The organism is Chryseobacterium sp. FR048 (assembly GCF_056844665.1).
This window is the reverse complement of record NZ_JBXDSE010000015.1, coordinates 50,535-75,467: the sequence shown is the minus strand read 5'-3', so window position 1 is coordinate 75,467 and position 24,933 is coordinate 50,535. Positions and strand designations below refer to the sequence as shown.

General features: G+C 38.3%; 20 protein-coding genes and 1 riboswitch. Of the genes, 15 read left to right on the top strand and 5 right to left on the bottom strand.

From position 1 onward, the window contains the following. The 8 genes from AC106K_RS27145 to AC106K_RS27110 all read left to right on the top strand — a co-directional run. Positions 1-132: transposase (locus AC106K_RS27145; protein WP_482448743.1), on the top strand; the 132-nt coding region annotated here is incomplete at its 5' end. A 185-nt stretch (positions 133-317) separates the two neighbouring features. Beyond that, positions 318-413, top strand: a riboswitch (TPP riboswitch). A gap of 57 nt (positions 414-470) precedes the next feature. Then, the gene (gene thiS / locus AC106K_RS27140; RefSeq protein ID WP_482448742.1) at positions 471-677 is read left to right on the top strand and encodes a sulfur carrier protein ThiS; all 207 of its coding nucleotides are present in this window, start codon (positions 471-473) and stop codon (positions 675-677) included. A 24-nt stretch (positions 678-701) separates the two neighbouring features. Next, positions 702-2,513: a phosphomethylpyrimidine synthase ThiC gene (thiC, locus tag AC106K_RS27135; protein ID WP_482448741.1), complete on the top strand. Its 1,812-nt coding sequence runs from the start codon at positions 702-704 to the stop codon at positions 2,511-2,513. Continuing rightward, positions 2,510-3,121, top strand: a complete 612-nt coding sequence (locus tag AC106K_RS27130; protein WP_482448740.1) for a thiamine phosphate synthase — start codon at positions 2,510-2,512, stop codon at positions 3,119-3,121. The genes thiC and AC106K_RS27130 overlap by 4 nt, the downstream gene beginning before the upstream one ends. 16 nt (positions 3,122-3,137) lie before the next feature. Then, positions 3,138-3,770: a thiamine phosphate synthase gene (locus AC106K_RS27125; protein ID WP_482448739.1), complete on the top strand. Its 633-nt coding sequence runs from the start codon at positions 3,138-3,140 to the stop codon at positions 3,768-3,770. 55 nt (positions 3,771-3,825) lie between these two features. Then, positions 3,826-4,602, top strand: coding sequence for a thiazole synthase (locus AC106K_RS27120; protein WP_482448738.1), 777 nt, complete (start codon positions 3,826-3,828; stop codon positions 4,600-4,602). Between the two features lie 10 nt (positions 4,603-4,612). Beyond that, entirely contained in the window at positions 4,613-5,731 is a 1,119-nt protein-coding gene (gene thiH / locus AC106K_RS27115; RefSeq protein ID WP_482448737.1) for a 2-iminoacetate synthase ThiH, read from the top strand. A 33-nt stretch (positions 5,732-5,764) separates the two neighbouring features. After that, positions 5,765-6,475, top strand: coding sequence for a HesA/MoeB/ThiF family protein (locus AC106K_RS27110; protein WP_482448736.1), 711 nt, complete (start codon positions 5,765-5,767; stop codon positions 6,473-6,475). A gap of 166 nt (positions 6,476-6,641) precedes the next feature. Here the strand turns inward: AC106K_RS27110 and AC106K_RS27105 are convergent, their stop codons facing one another. The 3 genes from AC106K_RS27105 to AC106K_RS27095 form a co-directional block, all read right to left on the bottom strand. Beyond that, entirely contained in the window at positions 6,642-8,870 is a 2,229-nt protein-coding gene (locus tag AC106K_RS27105; RefSeq protein ID WP_482448735.1) for an outer membrane beta-barrel protein, read from the bottom strand. A gap of 65 nt (positions 8,871-8,935) precedes the next feature. Then, positions 8,936-9,778: a DUF5694 domain-containing protein gene (locus tag AC106K_RS27100; protein ID WP_482448734.1), complete on the bottom strand. Its 843-nt coding sequence runs from the start codon at positions 9,776-9,778 to the stop codon at positions 8,936-8,938. A 25-nt stretch (positions 9,779-9,803) separates the two neighbouring features. Continuing rightward, positions 9,804-11,927 carry a TonB-dependent receptor domain-containing protein gene (locus AC106K_RS27095; protein ID WP_482448733.1) on the bottom strand — a complete coding sequence of 708 codons (2,124 nt, stop codon included), beginning with the start codon at positions 11,925-11,927 and terminating at the stop codon, positions 9,804-9,806. A 191-nt stretch (positions 11,928-12,118) separates the two neighbouring features. Here AC106K_RS27095 and AC106K_RS27090 point away from each other — a divergent pair, with 191 nt between their 5' ends. Further along, on the top strand, positions 12,119-13,141 hold the full coding sequence (locus AC106K_RS27090; protein ID WP_482448732.1) for a sensor histidine kinase: 1,023 nt from the start codon (positions 12,119-12,121) through the stop codon (positions 13,139-13,141). Then, the gene (locus AC106K_RS27085; protein ID WP_482448731.1) at positions 13,134-13,811 is read left to right on the top strand and encodes a LytR/AlgR family response regulator transcription factor; all 678 of its coding nucleotides are present in this window, start codon (positions 13,134-13,136) and stop codon (positions 13,809-13,811) included. Before AC106K_RS27090 ends, AC106K_RS27085 begins: the two co-directional genes overlap by 8 nt. Positions 13,812-14,023: 212 nt before the next feature. On the opposite strand, the gene AC106K_RS27080 is transcribed toward AC106K_RS27085, so the two are convergent. Continuing rightward, positions 14,024-16,291 carry an aconitate hydratase gene (locus tag AC106K_RS27080; protein ID WP_482448730.1) on the bottom strand — a complete coding sequence of 756 codons (2,268 nt, stop codon included), beginning with the start codon at positions 16,289-16,291 and terminating at the stop codon, positions 14,024-14,026. A 318-nt stretch (positions 16,292-16,609) separates the two neighbouring features. Further along, complete coding sequence (locus tag AC106K_RS27075; protein ID WP_482448729.1) at positions 16,610-19,393, bottom strand: bifunctional aconitate hydratase 2/2-methylisocitrate dehydratase; 2,784 nt, start codon at positions 19,391-19,393, stop codon at positions 16,610-16,612. 293 nt (positions 19,394-19,686) lie between these two features. On the opposite strand from AC106K_RS27075, the gene AC106K_RS27070 reads away from it, so the two are divergent. The 5 genes from AC106K_RS27070 to AC106K_RS27050 all read left to right on the top strand — a co-directional run bounded on the left by AC106K_RS27070 (position 19,687) and on the right by AC106K_RS27050 (position 24,894). Next, positions 19,687-20,457 (top strand): WG repeat-containing protein, encoded by a 771-nt coding sequence (locus AC106K_RS27070; protein WP_482448728.1) that lies wholly within the window; start codon positions 19,687-19,689, stop codon positions 20,455-20,457. Positions 20,458-20,785: 328 nt separating this feature from the next. Continuing rightward, positions 20,786-22,903, top strand: a complete 2,118-nt coding sequence (locus AC106K_RS27065) for a TonB-dependent receptor (protein WP_482448727.1) — start codon at positions 20,786-20,788, stop codon at positions 22,901-22,903. A 234-nt stretch (positions 22,904-23,137) separates the two neighbouring features. Continuing rightward, the gene (locus AC106K_RS27060) at positions 23,138-23,890 is read left to right on the top strand and encodes a hypothetical protein (RefSeq protein ID WP_482448726.1); all 753 of its coding nucleotides are present in this window, start codon (positions 23,138-23,140) and stop codon (positions 23,888-23,890) included. Continuing rightward, a complete protein-coding gene (locus tag AC106K_RS27055; RefSeq protein WP_482448725.1) occupies positions 23,878-24,429 on the top strand; it encodes an acyl-CoA thioesterase in 552 nt (183 codons plus the stop codon). The genes AC106K_RS27060 and AC106K_RS27055 overlap by 13 nt, the downstream gene beginning before the upstream one ends. 78 nt (positions 24,430-24,507) lie before the next feature. Further along, a complete protein-coding gene (locus tag AC106K_RS27050) occupies positions 24,508-24,894 on the top strand; it encodes a GxxExxY protein (RefSeq protein ID WP_260446513.1) in 387 nt (128 codons plus the stop codon). Positions 24,895-24,933 lie beyond the last annotated feature (39 nt).

The window sequence follows — 24,933 nt, the reverse complement described above, 5'->3', positions numbered from 1 at the left end:
CCTGTTTTTGCTCAGATCAAACATAACAAAGGATTTAAAAGATTTTTTCTCAGAGGACAAAATAAAGTCGAAATAGAAACCGGCTTGATTGCTATTGCGCATAATCTTAGAAAATTGGCTCTGGCAGTATAAAAAATCCTCCCTTTGCTTTATTCTACGATAAAAACTCAAAAATATGACCCCCGAAAAATAAATTCATTGAAAAATATGAGTTACAAAAAAATACGCCCATAAAAAAGGCTGTCCTTTTGAGACAGCCTCTTTTTGTTTTTAGACAGAATCAATTTTGCCCATTCTGAAAAAATAACTAACTTCGTCCCAGACTTTAGGGGTGTCTGTTATCACAGACTGAGATTTTACCCTTTGAACCTGATCTGGATCATACCAGCGTAGGGAAAAGTAGATGACTTTTGCTGTACATTCTATTGTACAATAATGGCCATTCCTAAAGTGTATTTAAATCATTAGGAATGGAACTTATAATCAACCACACCCGAAAAACATTTAATGTACTTCCTGAGAATCTGGAAGCATTGCTGGCTATAGAGCTGCCCGGAAAAAGAAAAGGTATCGCTGTAGCGCTCAATAACCGTATTATTCCGCTTTCTGCCTGGGCGGAAACCCTCCTCAACCACAACGATTCAGTTTTAATCATTACTGCCACTCAGGGCGGATAATTCTCATATTTAATACCAATATTTATGGCTCACTCCATTACATGTTCGCCATTTCCGAACTCAAAGAAAATTTATGTTGAAGGAAAAATTCATCCTGTCAGCGTTGCAATGCGTGAAATACAGCTTAGCCCCACAAAGCTTACCAATGGGAATTTTGAAGAAAATGCTCCGGTAACGATTTATGACACTTCAGGTCCCTATACCGACGAAAATGCATCAATTGATATTCAAAAGGGGCTTCCAAGGCTAAGAGAGCAATGGATTATCAACAGAGAAGATGTTGATATTCTGGAAGGAATTACCTCAGAATACGGGAAAGCCCGTCTGGCAGACCCTAAACTTGATGAACTGCGCTTTTCCTATGATCATCAACCTAAGGTTGCAAAAGAAGGAAAAGAACTGACTCAGCTTTATTATGCAAAACAGGGAATCATTACTGCAGAAATGGAGTATGTCGCAATCAGGGAAAACCAAAGAATAGAACAGCTTAAAACCGTTCCCAAAGAGATGGCCTGCCAGCATATCGGGAATAGTTTTGGAGCCAATACCCCCAAAAGCAAGATCACACCGGAGTTTGTAAGAGATGAAATCGCTGCGGGAAGAGCAATTATCCCAAATAATATCAATCACCCGGAAAGCGAACCGATGATCATCGGTCGAAACTTTTTGGTAAAAATCAATGCCAATATTGGAAACAGTGCCGTTTCATCAAGTATCGATGAAGAAGTTGAAAAAGCGGTTTGGGCCTGCCGATGGGGAGCAGATACGATCATGGATCTTTCAACAGGAAAGAATATTCATGAAACCAGAGAATGGATCATCAGAAACAGCCCGGTTCCTATTGGTACTGTTCCGATCTATCAGGCATTGGAAAAAGTAAAAGGAGTGCCGGAAGATCTTACCTGGGAAGTTTTCAAAGATACTCTGATTGAGCAGGCCGAGCAGGGCGTATCTTATTTTACAATCCATGCCGGAGTTTTATTACGTTATATTCACCTGACAGCCAATAGAGTAACGGGAATTGTATCCAGAGGAGGATCTATCATGGCAAAATGGTGCCTTTATCATCATAAAGAAAACTTTTTATACACTCATTTTGAGGAGATCTGCGAGATCATGAAAAAATACGATGTGGCTTTCTCTCTGGGAGATGGTCTGCGTCCGGGATCTATTGCAGATGCTAATGATGCCGCACAGTTTGCAGAATTGGAAACTCTGGGTGAACTGACAAAAATTGCATGGAAGCACAACGTACAGGTGATGATCGAAGGGCCGGGCCACGTTCCGATGCATATGATCAAAGAAAATATGGAAAAGCAGCTGGAAGAATGTCAGGAAGCGCCATTTTATACTTTAGGTCCTTTGACGACTGATATTGCTCCCGGATATGATCATATCACTTCAGGAATAGGGGCGGCAATGATCGGATGGTTTGGTTGTGCGATGCTTTGTTATGTAACTCCAAAAGAACACTTAGGACTTCCGAATAAAGAGGATGTAAAAGTAGGGGTGATTACTTATAAACTAGCTGCCCACGCTGCAGATTTGGCAAAAGGGCATCCCGGAGCACAGTACAGGGATAATGCCTTAAGTAAAGCCAGATTCGAATTCAGATGGGAAGATCAGTTCAATCTTTCATTAGATCCGGAGACGGCCAGAGCGTATCATGATGAAACCCTTCCTGCGGACGGAGCAAAAATCGCACACTTCTGCTCGATGTGCGGGCCAAAATTCTGTTCAATGAAAATCACGCAGGAAATCCGTGAATCTGCAGAAAAAGGGATGTTGGATAAGTCTCAGGAATTTATTGAAAAAGGAAAAGAAATCTATATATGATCCTTGTCATTACTCCTGAAATAATGATTCCTAATGAGACTGTGATGATCAATCAGATGATGCAGGCGGGATTGGATCTGCTCCATATCAGAAAACCACAGATGGATAAGAGAGAAATGTCGGAGTTGATCAGTGAGATTGATCCGTCATTTTATTCCAGATTGGTTCTTCATACCCATTATGAATTGGGAAAAGACTATGGGATTTCAAGGTTTCATTTCAGGGAGAAAGACCGGAAGGAAGGAAAATATGAATCTTTTACAGGAGACAGCTGTATTTCCACTTCCGTACATGAGGTGAGTACATACAATACTTTGGGAAAAGAATGGGAATATGCTTTTATAAGCCCGTTCTTTCCCAGCATTTCCAAAAAGGGATATGGTGAAAACTCAACCGTCATGGGGGATATAAAATACAGAAACAATAAGGAAGTAAAACTGATGGCACTTGGAGGTATCAGGCCTGAAAATATCAGTAGCGTTTTTAATGCCGGAGCAGATGGAGCAGCATTATTAGGTGCCGTTTGGGAAAATGAAAATCCGCTGGATGTTTTTGAGCAATGCAAAAAAGCCTTTCTTAGTCATTTAAAAACAGATTCTTCTTTATAAGGAACATTCATATCATATGGAAAAACTACAATACATATCACAAGGGAAAACAAGACAAGAACAGGAGCTTAATATCAGGAAAGCTTTGGACCATGGGATACAATGGGTACAGGTACGCTGGAAAAATGCTCCGGATGAAGAATTGATAATTCTATGTGAGACTTCAAAACTTTTGTGTTCAGAATATCATGCTGTTTGCATTATTAATGACCATGTAGAACTAGCAGAGGCTATAGATGCAGATGGTGTTCATCTCGGATTGAATGACCGTTCGATTGATGAGGCAAGACTTATTTTAGGAAAAAACAAAATAATAGGTGGAACAGCCAATACCATTTCTGATGTTCTGCAGAGAATGAATGAACCCTGTGATTATATAGGACTTGGGCCTTTAAGATTTACAGATACCAAAGAAAAGTTAAGTCCTGTCCTTGGTTTTGAAGGTTATCAGAGAATTGTAGAAAATCTTAAAGAACAATCCTTGGAGCTGCCCAAAATTTTTGCAATAGGCAGCATCATTCCTGAAGATATTGTTTCCTTACAGCAGATCGGAATTTATGGAGTATCCGTTTCAGGTGCGATAACAAGACAACCCTCTATTATTAATGAATTTAAAAAAGAAATCACCGATACCGAAATTTTTCAGTGAACCTAAAAAACGGGACAGGTGATTGTATAAAACTTTTGAAAACAAATCATTGTATATGAATAATCAAAAACTAATTATAGCAGACAGAACTTTTGAATCGAGATTGTTTCTGGGAACAGGAAAATTCGGAAGCTTAAGAGATATGGCATCATCCGTTGTTGCTTCAGGAACAGATATGGTGACCATGGCATTGAAGAGAATAGATGCCCAATCCGCAGAAGATAACCTGCTGGATTCATTACGGGAAACCAACGTTCATCTCTTACCCAATACTTCAGGAGCGAGAACGGCTAAAGAAGCTGTATTGGCAGCTCAGTTGGCCAGAGAAGCTCTGGAGACCAATTGGGTAAAGCTGGAAATTCATCCCGATCCTAAATATTTACTACCCGATCCTATCGAAACACTTTATGCTACCGAAGAACTTGCAAAATTAGGATTTGTGGTCATGCCTTATATTCATGCAGATCCGGTACTGTGCAAACGTCTTGAAGATGCAGGAACGGCTGTGGTAATGCCTTTGGGAGCACCAATTGGGACGAATAAAGGATTGAGGACATTAGACTTTTTAGAAATCATCATCAGCCAGAGTAACGTTCCCGTAGTGGTTGATGCAGGAATAGGAGCTCCTTCAGATGCTGCGAAAGCAATGGAAATGGGAGCTGATGCAGTTTTGGTGAATACCGCAATTGCTGTTGCCGGAAATCCTTTGAATATGGCTGTCGCATTTAAAGAAGGAGTGATTGCCGGAAGAAGAGCTTTTGAATCAGGATTAGGAGCCATAGCCAACCATGCCGAAGCTTCCAGTCCGCTTACTTCGTTTTTATTTGAATAAAATCAGCAGAATGAAAAGCTTTAAAGATGTTTTTGAAGGCTACCAATGGGATGAAGTAAAGAATAAGCTTGAGAAAGTAAGTCTGGCAGACGTCAGATACAGTCTTCAGAAGAAAAACAAAACGCCGGATGATTTCCTGAACCTTCTTTCACCTGCAGCCTCACATGAATTGGAGCTGATGGCAAAAATGACACAAGCCCTTACCCAAAAGCGTTTCGGAAAAACGATACAGCTGTATGCACCATTGTATCTCAGCAATGAATGCCAGAATATCTGTACTTATTGTGGATTCAGTTTAGATAATCATTTAAAAAGGAAGACGCTTTCAGATACAGAGCTTATGGTTGAAGCTTCAGTGCTGAAATCAATGGGGGTGAATCATGTTTTGCTGGTAAGCGGAGAAGCCAATAAAATTGTTGGAGTTCCTTACTTTCAGAATGCGGTCCGCCTGTTAAAACCACATTTCTCCAATATATCGATCGAAGTACAGCCTTTGATGGAAGAAGAATACAGCCTTCTCCACGAAGAGGGGGTACATTCCGTATTGGTCTATCAGGAAACTTATCATGAGGAAGTGTATAAAGAATACCATCCGAAAGGTAAAAAATCCAATTTCCATTTCCGCCTGGATACGCCGGACAGGATAGGAAGAGCCGGAATTCACAAAATAGGATTAGGAGTTCTGCTGGGGCTTGAAGACTGGCGTGTAGACAGCTTCTTTAATGCTCTTCATATCGATTATCTTCAAAAACAATATTGGAAAAGTAAATTTTCAGTCTCTTTTCCAAGGCTGAGACCAGCGGAAGGAATTATTGAACCGAACTTTGTGATGGAAGATAAAGACCTTTTACAGCTGATCTGTGCTTACAGAATCTGGAATGAAGATCTGGAAATATCAATATCCACAAGAGAGAATGAAACCTTCAGAAATAATATCGTTTCATTGGGAGCTACAGCAATGAGTGCGGGCTCCAAAACCAATCCCGGTGGATATTCTGTGGATAAAGAATCTTTGGAACAATTTGAAACCAGCGATGAAAGAAGTATGGACGAAATCAGGCGGATGATCAGAAAAGCAGGATATGATCCGGTAATGAAAGACTGGGATTCTGTTTACAGCGGCGTTTAATTGTAAAAAACCTGAACCATTATACAATTCAAAATGAAAGGAGAAAATACTTTTGAAAGATACAGCCGGCAGATCTTTATCGAAGAAATAGGATTGGAGGGTCAAAAGAAGATTATGGCTTCAAAGGTACTTGTCATTGGAGCTGGCGGTCTCGGAAGTCCTGTTATCCAATACCTCGCGGCTGCCGGTGTTGGTACTCTGGGCATTGCAGATTTTGATCTCGTAGAGCTACATAATCTGAACCGGCAGGTCATTCACACTGAGGAGAGCATCGGGAGATCTAAAGTGAAAAATGCTGAGGTATTTGTTGAAAAGCTTAACCATCAGGTGAATGTTGTCGCTATAGAACAGAAAATCAATGCATCCAATGCAGATGAAATTCTTTCCCAATATGACCTTGTTGTGGACGGATCTGATAATTTTTCCACAAGATACCTGGTGAATGATACCTGTGTAAAGCTTCAAAAGACGCTGGTCTATGGAAGTATCCTCGGTTTTTCAGGACAGATAGCAGTATTTAATCATAAAGGAAGCAAAAACCTAAGAGATCTGTTCCCAGAACCTCCCTTTGATGAAGATATTCCGGATTGTGATAGCCTGGGAGTTTTAGGAGCACTGCCTGGAATGATAGGAAGTATGATGGGACTTCAGACGTTGAAGATCATTACAGATCTTCCGGTAACCTTGAATCAACTAACACTTGTGGATGCAATGAACTGGAGATTTCAGACGATCGATTTTTGATGCAAATGTTTTTACCAATAACACCATTTTAATATCAATAGGAACGGGCTTTAGCCCGTTTCACCTTTTAAAACCATCCATTGGCTTCAGCCAAAACTTACTCAAAGCCAAAAAAAATAGACGGTAATCATTTTACCGCCTATTTTTATTTTTTTATTAAGAAGAATTATTGTCCTTGCTGCATTACACCACCGTTATCTTCTTTTTTAGTCTGGTTTAAGATATTCGGATCTTCTTTCGCCAGTTTATTTCTCGTTGGAATTTTATAGTTGATAGAAAGTCCAAAGTTTCTTGTATCATATTTGCTACTGATCATTACCGGCATTCCTGATGGCGGATTAGATCGTACCTGCATTACCTGTCCGTTGAAGATGTCATTCGCAAAAACAGAAAGCGTCAGGCGGTTGTTCATAAACTTCTTCGTTAAAGTAATATCAAACGAGTTATTGAATGGTTTCTCTGCAGTGAAGTAAAAATACCCTGCTTTTGGAGTCAGATAGCTGTAATTGGCCGTAAGTTTGATGTCTTTCGGTAAAATGATCTGTGTCATAATATTGAAAATCCAGAATCCTTTATTATTCAGGTTGTCAATTTCATGTTTCTGATAGCCGGCATATAAATACATGAAATTAATCTTATCAGGGTTGAAATTAAATTTCATGATTTCGCTCATAGGCTTGCTGAAAATCATAAAAGGAATAGGTAAGCCAACGTTGAAGTTGTGGATTTTCATATTCGAAATATTTACCTGCTCATTAAAGAGCTTTCTTCCGTCTTTTCTGATGATCTGTGCTACCTGATTGCTTGCCGAACTTACGCTATATCCAATAAATGCATAATCGAAAGCCGATATTTTTATTTCATAATTATCAAAAATAGTAGGCTGTAGGTTAGGGTTACCATTTACTTCCGTACTTGGCCCGGAGAATGTTACGTTATTCGGGTTTAAGGCAGAAATACTTGGTAAACTTATTTTTCTGTTGTAATTCGCAGCAATATACAGCTGATTCATCATATTATACTGTACACTTGCATTGGGGAAGAACTTGAATTTGTTGAAAGGAATCAGATTAGCCTCCACAAGATTCGCATTTTTGTCGAAATATCTTGTTATCCCTGAAATATCATAGTTTTCAGCTCGGGACCCTAAGGTGAAGTCAAATTTTTTCAGTTTAGCCTGGAATTCCAGATAGGTGGAAGCGGTCTGTCGCTGATATTCAAGATTGGTTAAACCAAAACTTTCCGTGTCATATTTTTGTCTTTCATACAATCCTCCAAAGCTTACTTTTCCTCCATCAAGAAGTTTGATGGGTTGGGCATAGTCTACTTTAAAATTGGCAATATTCATTACCGATTTATTGTTCAGAATATCTTTTAAACCATTCGTAGGGCTATTGATGGGCGGGTTTGAGGGCATTACAAATGTACCAACCTGGAAGAAGTTGTCCTGAGAGAATTTACTATCCGATCTTGTGTAGCCAAACTGAAAGTCAAGCTTTTGAGATTTGTCAGCAAAACGCTTCTGATAGGTTACGACAGCTTCCTGTCTCAGGCTATTGGTATGAGCAACATCCGAAGACGTATAAAAAGCTTCTTTCAGATTATTTTTATCATTATCAAAAGGCAGATCCCCATGTCCGTTACTTAAAGTGTAATTGTCATTATTATTGTGATAAATATCGTAGTTTAATAACAAGCGATCCTGTCCCAAATCAAAGGTTAATCCGGATTTTGCGAAATATCCACGTCCAAATCGGTCTGTGTTACTGCTCAGAAGTTCATCCTGCTGCCCATTAAGCATACTTTCACGATAATTCTGGCCTACATTCAGCTGCCATCCGAAATATTTATTTCTTGCATTTAAATTAACGGAATTGGTTGTTCTGCTTCTGTATTTATCATAATTCGTGAAAGAGTAATTTCCCGAATAAGTCGCTGTTAAATATTTATTGGCGTTTTTATTAGTGATGATATTCATGATTGCCCCTCCGGAAGTTGCCGGAAATTCAGCGCCCGGTTGGGTGATCACTTCAATTCTTTCTACAGAATTGGCAGGCATACCTTCAAGGAAGGAATTCAATTCATTGGACGTAATATTCAAAGGTCTTCCGTTGAGGTATACTTCCAGCATTTTTCCCTGATACATCATTCCGGCAATATCCGTAGATACAAGTCCCGGGAGTTTTTTTATTCCCTCCAGTACATTTCCGTTATTCAGCTGAGGTTGCTCAGAAAAATCAAAAATAGTACGGTCTGCTTTTTGTTCAACGGCTTTTTTAGTTTTGGTGATGACTACCCCTTCAATTTGTTTCTCTTTGGTAGTATTATTACTTTTTTCCTGCGAAAAAGCAAAAACAGAGCCCAGAAGTGATAAAGCGAATATAGTTTTTTTCATAATGTTTTTACTAATATCCGGTTAGACGTCAAAAAAGAAACTTTGTTACAGGAAGATGTATAATTTTATTCTTTCATCGATGAGAATTCTATAAAATCATATTCTGCAGAAGCCGTGAAAAGTTGCCGTAATACTGCTGCATGACCATTCCCGGCGATGACAAGAATTCTGTCTTCACTGTTGTGAGGGATTTTTTGAATATTGCGGAACATTCTCAGATTTCTGCTGTACCAGTAAAGAGCAAGCATGTCTGCACCGTCATATTCTCTCAGTTTGAAATCTCCGCTGAGATAGGCTCCATATCCGTATCGATGGCTTTCTTTAGAATTCATGTACATAAAGTTGTCCAGTAGAGATTTGAAATTTTTAGGTTCAGAACTCTTATAGAAGGCAGTAAATTGCTGAGAAATAGGATCATCACTTCTGAAATCATAGTCTTTCGTGAGTTTTTTAAAAAATGCAGAATCCGTTTTCCCAAATTGTTTCTCAAGGTCATCCAGAATAGACTCTGCGTCAATGCTGTATAATTCATTAATTGTAAGCTCATTGGCGATCCTCATCGCAAGCTGATAACGTTCATCTCTTTGGTCACGGTGTTTCCCTTCGTTATATTCCTTCAGCTTTTGATTGGCATTCCAGTCTGGCCAGGCTTCTATAGCAATTTTTGTAGGCTTGAATTTTTTGATATATTCTACAAGCTCAGTAACTTCCTTTGCCGTTTTCGGAGAAAGTACATCTATCTGATCCTCCTTATTGGTTTTGTGAGCATCAAGATTAGGATAATCAAAGTGAAAAGAACCTACCACCAGTACCTTAGTTTTTGGATTTCTAAAATAATCCGAAGGTTTCTTTTGAGAAAATACTGATGTAGAAAGGCATACTAAAAAAATATAAATAAAAGTTTTCATAATGTTGATTTTGATTAAGATTAAATTATTGTGCACGGTTTTTTTCTTCGAAATTGACTGCTCTGTTGTTTGATTTTATTTTCTGGTTTCCAAAGGTATACGTGATACTGAGTGTCATTCTTCTGGCATCCCAGTAATTGTTGAAAGATTGGGTATTGTCTGCAAAATACATATCACCCTTATAACCGGATTGTTTAAAAATATCACTCACAGAAAGGTTGATCTGCAGAGCTTTTTCCACAAGGCTCATTTTAATTCCTGCATCAAAGCTTCCTCTGTTCCTTACAGAAGTATATCCGTCTCGGGAAGGGAGATTCTGCCAGTAATTAAGAAACAGAAAGAAAGTTTTGGCTTTGTTGAGCTGGAAAGTGTTGTTGGTGGAAAAATAGAACGATTGTCCGTTTTTAGGAACAGCATTAAACTGGGTAATTTGCGTTTCGTTATAACTGAACGAAGTTGAAATATTGCTTTCCCAGATCTTGAAAAATGTGTCTGTATAATTTAGGTTAAGTCCATAATTATCCTGGTTGTAATAATTGTAGTACGTACTGGTGATGTCCTTTCCGTCAAGAAAAGAGATCTGGTCAAAATTATTGCTCGTTCTCTGGTAATAAAGGTTGGCAGAGAATTTATTTTTAAAAATATAATTGAACTCTATATTATGATTAAATGAGGGCTGTAGGCTTGGATTTCCGGCATAATAGGTATTGGGATTGGAATACCATCGGAATGGATCTAAAGCCCGGAAATAAGGGCGGTTGATTCTTCGGGAATAATTAATACTGAACTGGTTGTTTTCAGAAGCTTTGTAGGAAAGATAAGCTGTAGGGAAAAATTTTCCGTAGTTGTTTTCAGATTCCGATTGAGTGGTAGGAGAATACCCGTTGGTCTGTGTGTATTCGTAGCGAATACCTGCTTTAGCAGACCATTTTTCACTGAAGTCTTTGTTGAAACTTACATAGGCTGCATAGTTTTTTTCATTATAATCAAACAGATTACTCCTGCTGGGATCTATGATGTAGTTTCCATTGGTAAGATTAAAATAGCTTATATCTGAGTTATTGGAAAACTGGCTGTACTTAGCACCCGTTTCCATCTGGATTTTTTTTAAGTTTAAAGTCAGATCTGCCTGCCCTGAATAAATTTTATAATCCACGGAAGAAAGGTTTCGGACGATCTGCGCTGAATTATCGGTGAGGTTTCTTGTCGTGAAGTTGACATTGTTATCAGGCAGATTTCCGTAGTAATTGGCCCCAAGGCTTAGTTTATGCTCACCGAATTTCTGATCAAAATATAAATTCAGCATCTGTGAAGTGAAGGTGGAGCGGTGTTTAGAATCAGTAGCTGTTTGTAAAGTCTGAATATTGTTGGTAAAATAGTTCTGTTCAGAATTGATATTCATATCAGAATGACCTTTCGAAATATCATACACCAGTCCCACGTTGCCATTTTTAGAAACCGAATAATCAAAGTTGGCATTCAGGCCAAGACCATCGTTCATATCCCGTCTGTCATCCCTGCTTACAGAAGAATTCTGGCCGATGATCTTATAATTTTCTACAGAACGTTTATCTGCATCATATCCCTGTACTTTTACGGAGGCTTTTAGCTTTTCATTCTGGTAATTGACACCCGCTACACTGCTGAATCCGGCATATGTTTTTTGATTGTAGTTGGTGGTCAGATAGCCGCTCCATCCGAGATTCTGATTTTTTTTGAGTACAATGTTGATAATCCCGCTGTTTCCCTGGGCTTCATACTTTGCAGGTGGAGTAGTAATTACTTCTATTTTCAGAATATTTTCAGAGCGAAGATTTCGTAGGTAATTGATCAGTTCGGTCCCTGATAGATTAAGCATACGATCATTTACCATCACAGAAACTCCGTTTTTACCTGCGATCGCAAGAAGACCTTTATTTTCATCCACCTTGAGGAGTGGAGTAGCAGCCAGAACTTCAGTTCCTGAGCTTCCCTGGGAAAGCATAGAGTTCTGAACATTATAAACCAGGCGATCTACTTTACGTTCTACTAATGCTTTCTTTCCGTTAACGGTTACAGCTTCAATTTTTTTGACATTGACGGTATCTTTAACCTGTCCTGTGGCAAAAGAACCTACTAAGGTGGCGATAAAGAAAATATTTTTTTTCATATTGTATAAATGACAGTTTAGATGATCGTTGTATTACATTTCCTGAACAAAATTAAGAGCATGAGCTTTTGGTTGAAATAGCTGCTAGATGAAATGCTTTGTTTCATGGATAAAAAACATTTTGTCGGATAAAAATAGGCGTTCATCGAAAATAGCTGGTAGATTATCCCGGGAGAAATTTATATTTGAATATGAAAAAAAAGCAAATTATATGGCTTCAGATTCTCTATTGGGGATTTGATTTTTTGGGGTCTATTGTTACTCCTTTTTATTTTTTTCCTGAGGAATTTAGCTATCAGATCATTGTTCTCAAGATTACCTATTTCATAGCAAGGATTCTTAGTTTCTATATTTTATATTTATTTGTCTTTCCTAAGATTTTCAGACAGGATAAACTTTATTCGGCTGTTTTTGTTTTTCTGATAGGGCTTTTTTGTTTTACAGGATTACGTTATTTATTGGAAGAACTCATTTTGCCAGTTATATTTGGGTTTCGGAACTATAATGAGAATACAGGACTTACGTACTATTTTTTTGATAACATTTCCAGAAGCACTTTTATAACATTTATAGCCGGAATTTTATGGGTATTGGAAAAATATGGGATTGCTGAAAATGATAAAAAACAACTTCTCCTGGAAAAAAAGCAGGCTGAGCTTCAGGCGCTGAAAACGCAGATTAATCCGCATTTTATTTTTAATTCATTAAATAATATTTATTCGCTTGTTTATCAGAAATCGGATAAAGCACTTTCGGCTATTGAAGAGCTTAGTCAGTTGTTAAGATACAGTACAAAAGACCTCGAGAAGGATGTTATTACGGTGGATAAAGAAGTGGGGTATATTGATAGTCTGATTGCTTTGGAAAAGCTCAGAATCAGAAATCCGGAGCTTTTGCAGATACAGAAAGATATGCAGTACCCTCATTTGAAGATCTCTCCGATGTTGCTGGTTCCTTTTGTAGAAAACGCTTTCAAGCATGGTGATTTCAGAGGTAAAGGTTTTGAAATGAAAATTTCTGATCATAATAAAATCCTGCATTTTTATCTTTTAAATTTTAAAAAAGAAAAAACAAAAGACGCTGTTTCAGGAATCGGAATTGAAAATGTAAAGAAAAGACTGGAAATTTTATATGCCGGTCATTATCAGCTGAACATACAGGATCTCGAAACAGAATTTGTAGTAGATTTAACAATTGATTTACGAGATGAATAAGATCAAATGTATCATCGTTGATGATGAACCTCTGGCCATATCCCTGCTGGAGCAATATGTAGAGAAGATTCCTTTTCTTGAACTGGTTTTTTCTGCAGAAAACCCTATTTCGGCTTTAGAATATATTCAGAATAATCCGTGTGATCTCATCTTTTTAGACATTATGATGCCGGAACTTACCGGAATCAATTTTATGAAGATCGTAGGGGACAAACAGAAATATATCCTGACAACCGCTTATTCTGAATATGCATTGGAAGGCTATGAACATAACATTATTGATTATCTTCTAAAGCCCATCTCTTTTGAACGTTTTCAGAAAAGTGTTATAAAGGCTCAGGAGCGGTTTTCTTTTCAGACAGAAGAATCTACCCATTTTTTCGTCAAATCCTCGGGACAGCAGCATCGTATCAGCTTCAATGATGTTCTTTATATCGAAAGCATTAAAGATTATGTGAATATCAGGACGGAAGCCGAAGAATATATTGTTCTGGATACGCTTAAATCGATGGAAAATCAGCTTCCGGAAAGGTTTGTCCGCATTCATAAGTCCTTTATCATTAATCTGGATAAAATTAAAAGTATTGGAGCTAAGAAAATCGTGCTTTCTGAGCTGGAGGTTCCGATAGGGGATAGCTATAGAGCTAACCTTTTAGAGAGATTAAAATAGAATTTAGCCGATTTTAGGTCTTGGCTAAAGCCAATGGAATGATTGCTTATTGTGAAAGTGGACTAAAGTCCGCCCCTATTGAATTTTGATAGTGGTACTTGATAAAATATAATTATAGGATCAATACAGCTTAGAATCTGTCTCTAATCAAAAATAAAAAAGACGACTTCCAGAGAAGCCGCCTTTTTATTAATCGATCTAACAATTAATTTTTATTTTTCCTGTTGCTTGATCAGGTTCAGAGCAGAACCAGCCTTGAACCAGTCGATTTGCTGGTCGTTGTAAGTATGGTTTGCCATGATAATATCTTTAGTTCCGTCTTTGTGAACGAATTCCAGAGTTAATTGTTTTCCTGGAGCAAACTGATCAAGATCTAAGAAGTTAACCGTGTCATCTTCCTGGATTTTATCATAGTCGGCTTCATTAGCGAAAGTGATTCCAAGCATTCCCTGTTTCTTAAGGTTGGTTTCGTGGATTCTCGCAAATGATTTTACCAATACGGCTTTTACGCCAAGGTGTCTAGGCTCCATTGCAGCGTGTTCTCTTGAAGAACCTTCACCGTAGTTTTGGTCTCCCACAACGATCGTTGGAACGCCTGCCGCTTTATAAGCTCTTTGTACAGCCGGAACTTCTCCGTATTCACCTGTAAGTTCATTTTTTACTTTATTGGTCTCCATGTTGTAAGCATTTACAGCTCCAATCAACATGTTGTTTGAAATATTGTCAAGGTGACCTCTGTATTTCAACCATGGTCCAGCCATAGAAATGTGGTCGGTAGTACATTTTCCGAAAGCTTTGATCAATACTTTAGCTCCTTCAATGTTTTTCCCATCCCAAGCCGGGAATTCTTCCAGCAGCTGAAGTCTGTCTGAAGTAGGGCTTACGTTTACAACAACGCTGGATCCGTCTTCCGATGGAGCCTGGTATCCGTTGTCGTCTACGGCAAATCCTTTTGCAGGAAGTTCAAATCCTTTAGGCTCGTCAAGTTTTACCTGCTCGCCAGCTTCGTTAGTTAAAGTGTCGGTAATCGGGTTGAAATCTAATCTCCCTGAGATCGCAACAGCAGCTACCATTTCAGGAGAAGCTACAAATGCGTGGGTATTCGGGTTACCGTCAGCTCTTTTCGCAAAGTTTCTGTTGAAAGAGTGAATAATAGAGTTTTTCTCTCCTTTTTCAGCACCTTCTCTGTCCCATTGTCCGATACATGGTCCACAAGCGTTTGTAAAGATCCTTGCGTTTTCAAATTTTCTGAATGAATCTAAGAAACCGTCTCTTTCCGCTGTGAATTTTACCTGCTCAGAACCAGGATTGATCCCTAAGATCGCTTTAGGTTTTACTCCTTTAGATACGGCATCTTCCACAATAGAAGCTGCTCTTGATAAATCTTCATAAGAAGAGTTGGTACAAGAACCGATCAATGCCCATTCAACCTCTAATGGCCATCCGTTTGCTTCCGCTTTAGCTCTGAATTCAGCAACAGGAGTCGCTAAGTCCGGAGTAAAAGGTCCGTTTAAGTGTGGCGTTAATTCTGAAAGGTTGATTTCGATTAACTGGTCGAAATATTGTTCTGGGTTTGCGTATACTTCAGCATCACCTGTTAAGTGTTCAGCAATTTTATCCGCTGCATCTACTACATCCTGTCTTCCTGTAGCAGCCAAATATCTTCTCATGGAATCGTCGTATCCGAAAGTAGAAGTCGTAGCTCCGATTTCTGCACCCATGTTACAGATTGTACCTTTACCTGTTGCAGAAAGGGATTCTGCCCCTTCACCGAAATATTCTACGATACATCCTGTACCTCCTTTTACAGTAAGGATTCCTGCTACTTTTAAGATCACGTCTTTGGCAGAAGTCCATCCATTCATTTTACCGGTTAATTTTACCCCGATAAGTTTAGGCATTTTAAGTTCCCAGGCCATTCCTGCCATTACGTCTACAGCATCAGCACCTCCTACACCAATAGCAACCATTCCCAGTCCGCCGGCATTTACCGTGTGAGAGTCGGTACCAATCATCATTCCTCCAGGGAAAGCGTAATTTTCTAATACCACCTGGTGGATGATGCCTGCTCCCGGTTTCCAGAATCCGATTCCGTATTTGTCACATACAGAACTTAAGAAGTTGAATACCTCGGAGTTTTTGTTGATCCCTTCCTGTAAATCTTTGTCGGCACCTACTTTCGCCTGGATCAGGTGATCGGCGTGAGCGGTTGACGGAACAGCTACTTTAGCTTTTCCTGCCTGCATAAACTGTAAAAGCGCCATTTGCGCCGTAGCATCCTGCATAGCCACTCTGTCCGGTGCAAAGTCTACATAAGAGTTTCCTCTTTCGTATGCCTGTGTAGCGTTTCCTTCCCAAAGGTGGGTGTAAAGGATTTTTTCTGAAAGAGTAAGAGGTTTTCCCACGATTTGTCTTGCCGCAGCAATTCTTTCCGGGTAACGCTCATACACTTTTTTGATCATATCAATATCAAAAGTCATATTGTATTTAGTTTTGTTCTTTTTCCGTTAATGTTCCTTTCTCTCGTATATGAGAAAGAAAAGTCATTTTTTTATACATCAAAAAACGTTCCTATAATCCATAAATAGGGATGATTTTGATTCTAAAATCAAGAGATTTTATAACTTTCAATTTAAGAAAAAATAGATTCTATTTTCTCGGTTTTCTCGGAAAAAAATCGTATTTCACTTAAAATAGAACGATTCTAAACAAAAAAATGGAAGATTTTAAATCCTAAAGGACCAAAATCTTCCATTCATATGATTTTCAATAGTCTTACGACTTATAAGTCAAGCCTATTAGTGAGCACTTGTGCTTGTTAATTCTTTGATAGAAGGAACAAAAGTAGTAAGGTCAATACCTTCAACTGCTGCTTTGTACTCGTCAATACTTGGGATTCTTCCGATGATTGCAGAAAGAACCACAACCGGAGTTGAAGCCAATAGAGATTCTCCTTTTTTACGTTCAGAATCTTCTACGACTCTTCCCTGGAAAAGACGGGTTGAAGTTGCTAATACAGTATCTCCTTTAGCTGCTTTCTCCTGGTTACCCATACAAAGGTTACATCCAGGACGCTCAAGGTACATTACATTTTCGTATGCTGTACGAGCTTCACCTTTTGGAGCATTATCGTTAAATTCAAAGCCTGAATATTTCTCTAATAATTCCCAGTCGCCTTCAGCTTTCAGCTCATCAATGATGTTATAAGTAGGTGCTGCTACAACCAGAGGAGCACTGAATTCTACTTTACCATTTTGTTTTTCAAGGTTTCTCAACATCTGAGAAACGATCTTAAGGTCTCCTTTGTGAACCATACAAGATCCTACGAAACCAAGATCTACTTTTTTCTCACCACCATAGTAAGAAAGATCTCTGATGGTATCGTGAGTATATCTCTTGGAAACATCTTCGTTGTTTACATCCGGGTCAGCAATCATAGGTTCTACGATTACGTCAAGGTCTACAACAACTTCAGCATAATATTTAGCGTTAGCATCCGGAGTAAGAGCAGGTTTTTCACCTGATCTGATCTCTTCAATTCTCTTATTTGCTTTGTCAATTAATCCCTGAAGAACCTTGTTGTGGTTATCCATTCCTTTATCGATCATGATCTGGATTCTGCCTTTAGCAATTTCCAATGATTCGATCAGGGTGTTGTCTTCAGAAATGTTGATAGACGCTTTAGCTTTCATTTCAGCTGTCCAGTCTGTAAAGGTGAAGGCCTGGTCAGCAGGAAGTGTTCCGATGTGAACCTCAATGATTCTTCCCTGGAATACGTTCTCCCCTCCGAATTGCTTCAACATCTGAGCCTGAGTAGCATGTACCACATCACGGAAATCCATGTGAGGTTTCATTTCTCCTTTGAACGTTACTTTTACAGATTCCGGGATCGGCATTGAAGCTTCACCAGTAGCTAATGCAAGAGCAACCGTTCCTGAGTCAGCTCCGAAAGCCACTCCTTTAGACATTCTTGTGTGAGAGTCACCTCCAATGATGATTGCCCACTCGTCTACTGTAATATCGTTAAGAACTTTGTGAATAACGTCAGTCATTGAGTGGTATTCACCTTTCGGGTCACGGGCTGTGATCAAACCGAAATCGTTCATGAATTTCATTAGCTTAGGAATGTTAGCCTGAGCTTTTTTATCCCAAACTGAAGCCGTGTGACATCCTGATTGGTAAGCACCGTCAACAACTGGAGAAATTACCGTAGCCGCCATAGATTCAAGCTCCTGAGAAGTCATAAGACCTGTCGTATCCTGAGATCCAACGATGTTTACCTGTACACGAACGTCAGAACCGGCGTGTAATACTTTTCCTGGTGTAGTTCCTACGGCATTTCTGTTGAAGATTTTTTCAACTGCTGTAAGACCTTGTCCTTCGTGAGAAATTTCTTTTGATGGAGCAAAAACAACCGGAGCTTCAACACCTAGAACCTGAGCAGCAAATGTCTGTAGCTTCTTACCGAATACGATAGCATAAGATCCTCCAGCTTTGATGAATTCCATCTTTTGTGGAGTAAATGATCTGGTAAGATCAATCAGTTCCTGGTCTCCGTTATATAATTTCTTTTCTTTTGTATTGATTGTTAAAACCGTTCCTGTAGCTACTGAATAAGCCTCTTCAAGAACTACCTCTCCAGCTTCATTACGAACAGGGTTTCCGTTTTCGTCTACTTTTTTCACCCAGTTTTTAAGGTCAATACCAATACCTCCGGTAACGTCAACCGTCGTAAGGAAGATTGGAGAAATACCGTTTGTACCTCCTACAATTGGAGCAATATTCACGAATGGTACATATGGGCTTGCTTGCTTACCTGTCCAAAGAGCCACATTGTTTACTCCTGACATTCTGGATGAACCTACCCCCATTGTTCCTTTTTCAGCGATAAGCATTACGCTTGCATCAGGATGTTGTGCCTGTAAAGCTTTGATTTCTTCCTGAGCTGCAGGAGTGATCATACATTTACCGTGCAATTCACGGTCTGATCTTGAGTGTGCCTGGTTACCCGGAGAAAGTAAATCGGTAGAAATGTCTCCTTCACCGGCAATATAAGTAACCACTTTGATTTCTTCAGCTACTTCAGGAAGCTTTGTGAAGAATTCAGCTTGTGCATAGCTTTCTAAAATTTCTTTAGCGATTGCATTTCCGCTGTTGTAGGCCTCTTTTAAACGGTTTGTGTCCGCTTCATAAAGGAAAACCTGAGTTTTAAGAACGTCTGCCGCTTGTTGAGCGATGGCAGAATCATTACCTAAAGCTAAGTCTAATAAAACTTCGATGGATTTACCTCCTTTCATGTGAGATAATAATTCGAAAGCAAAAGCCTGAGAGATTTCTTCTACTACAGATTCACCTAGAATGATCTCTTTTAAAAACTGAGCCTTTACACCAGCTGCGCTTGTTGTTCCCGGAAGGGTGTTGTAGATGAAAAACTTAAGAGAGTCTGCTCGATCTGCATTACCAGTGTCTTTGATTTGTGCGATGATTTCGCTTAGTAATTCAGCACCATCAATAGGTTTTGGGTGAAGCCCCTGGTTTTTTCTTTCTTCAATCTCTTTGATGTAATCCTTATAAATATTCATAATAGAAGTCTTTCAATATTAAAGGTAGAGTATTTCGCTGCTTCTTTACTGGTCTGTATAAAAATACAATTAATGACATTTTGAGATCTCGCATGTGATGCAACATTAACCCAATAAGGTCAGCATAATCTACGCTCTTTTTTAAAAGTTTTTTAAATTATTAAACAATTCAAAATGTTCCCCAAAATTACGAAATTTTACGATTTTATGAGAGTGAAATTATTTAGATTCTTTATAAATATGAATTTGATAATTTCTATTTTTGGTCTTAATTTTGCGGACAAATGATGAATATGAAAAATATCCTGAATGTTTTGTGCGTTTTTATTTCGATTTTCGTTTTCTCCCAGACCAGATCTGTGAAAAAAATCGGAGGCAAAAATGGGACGAAAACTACGATGAAAAAAGGGGCTGCGAAGACTCAGTCTAACCCTGATCTGGTCGTGATCAATAAAGATCTTCCTGTTTTGATTCCCAAAAAGAAGGGTGATCAGTTCGGGTATGTCAATCAAAACGGAAAATTCATCATTCAGCCGGAATATCACATTGCCGTATTTTTTTATGAAGACTGTAATCTTTTGAATTCACCCAACGTGAAAGTTCGGAAATTCGGAACGAAAGACTATGCTACCGTAGAAAAGGATATGATTTCGTATCGGGTAGACCATACGGGGAAAAGAGTGTATCAGTTCAAAGATTCCGATCTTGGGAAATGTAAGTTTGAAGAGTATAAACAGCAATTGTTCCAGGCTTATATTCTCAACGGATTCTACGGAATTATCGAAAAATCAAAATTCGTGAATGCTGCAGATTACAGACAATATCAGATCTATCCTCAATATCAATACCTGTACATTCTGGAAGGAGATGATGTGGCCGATCCTATGATTGTAGCATCCAATAATGATAAGTTTGGAGTGATTGATGTGAACAATAAGATTATTATTCCGTTTGAATATTCCAACATCAAGAGAAACTTCAGCTGGAAGCTCGGGAAGATGTTTGAAGTGACAAAAGATGGTAAAAACTACTATTATATTGATGCCAGTAATAAGACCTATTAGAGTAGGACGAATGATCAATGAAATACTTCAGAGGTAATTTTTCATACTTGAATATAGTGTGAAAAAGCAGTCTCTTGCTACTCCCAAACTCGGAATCCCGAAACTCGTATATTTTTTGTACTTTTGCCCCCGAAATAAAGGGGTGCTTTTACAGGCTGAGATTATACCCAATGAACCTGGAACAGGTAATGCTGTTTAGGGAATTTTGAAAATGTATCAATAGAACAGTATAACAACATACCAATTCTCATTGCTAGGCTGTTAAATCAGCAGATTGTTACATTATTTAATCCGCCCCTTTTATTCATTAAATGTAAAGATTTATAGAATGAAAGGATTATTTTTTTTAGGGCTTAGTATAGGCTCTGTAGCCTTTATCCAGGCTCAGAATAAAGATTCTCTGAAAATCAGGGAAATTGAAGCGGTCAGCTTTACCAAAAGACTTCCGGTGGCGAAGGAAATTATCAATGTTCAGAAAGATTTAGACGGAAGAAATTTAGGACAGGATCTTCCGATCCTTTTAAAGAATCAGACATCAATTATTTCCACTTCAGATGCCGGAAATGGGGTAGGGTATACAGGTTTTAGAATTCGTGGAGTTTCCGGAACGGCTATCAATGTAATGATGAATGGCGTTCCTTATAATGATTCTGAAAGCCAGGGTACCTTTTTTGTGAATGTCCCGGATTTGACAAGTTCTGCTTCGCAGATTGTTATCCAGAGAGGAGTAGGAACTTCTAATAATGGGGTTTCTGCCTTTGGAGCAAGTATCAATGTGATTTCAAGAGAGCCGGAAGAAAAGTTTTATTTTAAAACGGATGATAGTTATGGTTCTTTCAATACTTATAAATATTCGGCGGAGGTAGGTTCCGGAAAATTCTGGAAAAACAGACTGTCTGTAATGGGAAGATATACAAATATTCATTCTGATGGATATATAGACAGAGCTTCTTCTGATCTGCATTCTTATAATTTTACCGCTTTGTTTGAGGAAGGAAAAACAAAATTGCGTTTAATGGCTTTTGGTGGAAAAGAAAAAACGTATCAGGCGTGGAATGGAATCAGCAGAGAAATGTGGGAGACCAATCCAAGATTCAACAGTTCGGGGAAAATTAAAGATGCCAATGGAAATATTGCGGGTTTCTACGATAATGAAACGGATAATTACAGACAGAATCATTATCAGTTACTTTGGGAACAGAAATTCAATGACCGCTGGAACCTTGAGACCACTTTTCATTATACAAAAGGAAAAGGATATTACGAAAACTATAAACAGGCAAGTTCTTTCTCGAAATATCATCTGCCGGATATTATTGAAGGCGGACAAACCATTAAAAAATCAGATTTTATCAGAAAAAAATGGTTAGATAATGATTTCTATGGAGTCGTTTCTACCCTTTATGGAAAATTTGAAAACCTTGATTTGAATTTTGGAGCTGTAGCCAATCAGTACTATGGAAAGCATTACGGAAATGTTACCGGCGTATTTTATCCACAGATCAACGAAAGCGAATACTACAGAAACCGCTCCGTGAAGAACGAGGTTTCAGGTTTTGCCAAAGCTTTATTCAGAATGGATAATTTTGAATTCTTCGGTGATTTACAGCTTAGAAGTATCAATTACAATACGAAGATCATCATGGCAGGAGATGATGATGGTGCTGATCTGGACAAAAGCTGGCTGTTTTTCAATCCGAAAGCAGGGATGAATTATAAAATTAATAACGGGAAAATATTCCTGTCTTATGCACATGCTCAGAGAGAACCTAACAGAGCAGATATTATGGCCAATAATGATGTGAAGCCTGAAAAACTTCACGATTTTGAAGCCGGTTTTGAAAAGCAATTCGGATTTTTATCTTTAACGGCGAACGTTTATTACATGTATTATGTTAATCAATTGGTTTTGAACGGGCAACTTAACAGTGTTGGTGCATTTATCAGAACCAATTCAGGGAAAAGCTACAGACGTGGGGTAGAGATTGGTGTATTGGCCAAACTTTCAAAACAATGGGAGGTTTCTGGAAACCTGACTGTAAGCCAGAACAGAAACCAGGATTTTAATATAGAAGTAGGGAAAGTACCGGTAAGTCTTGGAAATACCCAAATCTCATTTTCTCCGAACATGATTGCTAATTTAGGCGTAAGATTTAATCCAAACAAAAATTTCCAGTTTGCATTAATGAACCAATATGTTGGAAAGCAGTACCTGGATAATACAGAAGATAAAAATTTAGAACTTAAAGATTATTTACTGACAGACTTTAACGCCCAGTATCAGTTTAAGATTGGTCATAATGATATTGCTTTAAAATTACTGGTGAATAATTTGTTCAATAAAAAATATGTTAACAATGGTTCTGTTACTGAAGATGGTAGTCCATTATATTTTTCACAGGCCGGGACTAACTTCATGTTCGGAATCAGCTGGAAAATACAGTAACAAGTAAAATGGCAAAAAGTAAAATTGTGAAAGGCCAGATGTATAAGCATTTAAATTTACAAATCAGTCTTTTTGCTTTTTAGCAATTTTGCCCTTCATTAAGCTTAAAAAAGGAGTTTAAATAAAGGTATTCCGGTTTTAGTACAGAATAATCAAAAGGCTGCTTCGGCAGTCTTTTTTTATGTACGTTAAATATCTTCAAAAGTCATGAAAAAGTTATAAATTTGCCGACAAATGAATATTTCAGCATATATTTTAGAATATTTAAAACAATTTGGAACTGCCACGGTTCCAGGCTTTGGCGTGTTTTCTCTGAAGAATTCTAAGGCAATTATCAATTCTGAAAACGGAAGCATCCTGCCGCCGGCCAGCCAGATCGAATTTGCAATTGATTATGAAGTACAGGCTGAAGAACTTACCGCTTTTATCGCTGCACAGAAACAGATGTCTTTAGAAGCTTCAAGAAGTGACCTGAAGATTCAGACTGATTTCTGGAAGAAAAAACTGCAGGCAGAGCAGGTTCTTGAAATTCAAAATCTGGGCACGGTTTTTATTGAAGAAGGGGAGACCCACTTCAAAGGAAAAAGAGTAGAAGCCGGCCATCCGGATTTTTACGGATTGGAAGAGATCAGGTTCTCAGATATTAATAATGGTGAAAAAGTAAATACATCAGAAAACAAGGAGAAAGATTACAAATTCAGTAAAACCATTCTTTGGATATTTCTGATTATGATTCCGGTTCTGGCCATTGTGTATTTCGCCTTTACTCAGGAAGAACTTCTTTTTGGAAAAAAATCTTTCACTAATGTTTCTGTACAGACTTCTACCCATAGAATCGTAAAAGATACAACCAAAATAGTAAAGCAGGAGCCAAAAGCACCTGTAGCAGATTCGTTGAAAAAAGATTCACTGGCAAAACCTGTCGGAAAAGTAACAAAACCAGCTCCGGCCGCTCCAATTAACACTAAGAATAAATGGCAAAAATAAAAACAGCGTCAGAATCCCTGACCATTATGACTAATATCGTTCTTCCGAACGAAACCAACTCTTTAAGAAATCTTTTTGGTGGTGAGCTTTTGGCAAAAATGGACCGATGTGCTTCTATTTCTGCAGCAAGACACTGCGAAAGACGTGTTGTTACCGCTTCTGTAAATCACGTTTCCTTCAATCACCCGATTCCGGAAGGCGGAGTAGTGGTATTGGAATCTAAAGTTTCCAGAGCATTCTCTACGTCTATGGAAGTATATGTAGATGTATGGTCAGATGATCCCATTAATCAGAAAAAAATTCATACAAACTCAGGAATCTATACTTTCGTTGCGGTAGATGAATTCAACCGACCGATTCCTATTCCTGATATGGTACCGGAAACAGAAGAGGAAAAAGAAAGATACGCTGCTGCATTCCGCAGAAAAGAACTTTCATTAATCCTTTCCGGAAGAATGAAACCACTGGAATCTGTAGAGCTTAAGAAATTATTCCAGGAGCCACAGGAACCAGAGGAACCGAAGAAAAATAAAAAGTAAAAATCTTATAAAACACAAATAGCACAAATGTCCGGCACAAATTTCCACAAATGATTGGTGCCCGATAGGATGGAAAAAATGAATGTTTCAGAAAATGAAATATCAAAAATCGTTTATGAGGCAGGTTATCTGGTTCATAAAGCTTTAGGTCCAGGACTTTTGGAAAGCGCCTATGAAGAATGTTTATTTTATGAGTTGAATAAACATGATATATTGGTAGAAAAACAAAAGTCAATGCCTCTGGTTTATAATGAAATTAAATTGGATGTTGGCTATAGACTTGATTTTTTGATTGAGGAAAAATTTGTGTTAGAAATAAAATCCGTTGAGTCATTAAATGATATTCATATGGCTCAAATACTTACTTATCTTCGTTTAAGCCATTGTAAACTTGGAATGTTGATTAACTTTAATACACTTCAATTCAAAAATGGTGTAAAAAGAGTAATCAACGGAACGTTATAATTTGTGTTATTTGTGAAACCATTAGTGTCATTTGTGTTT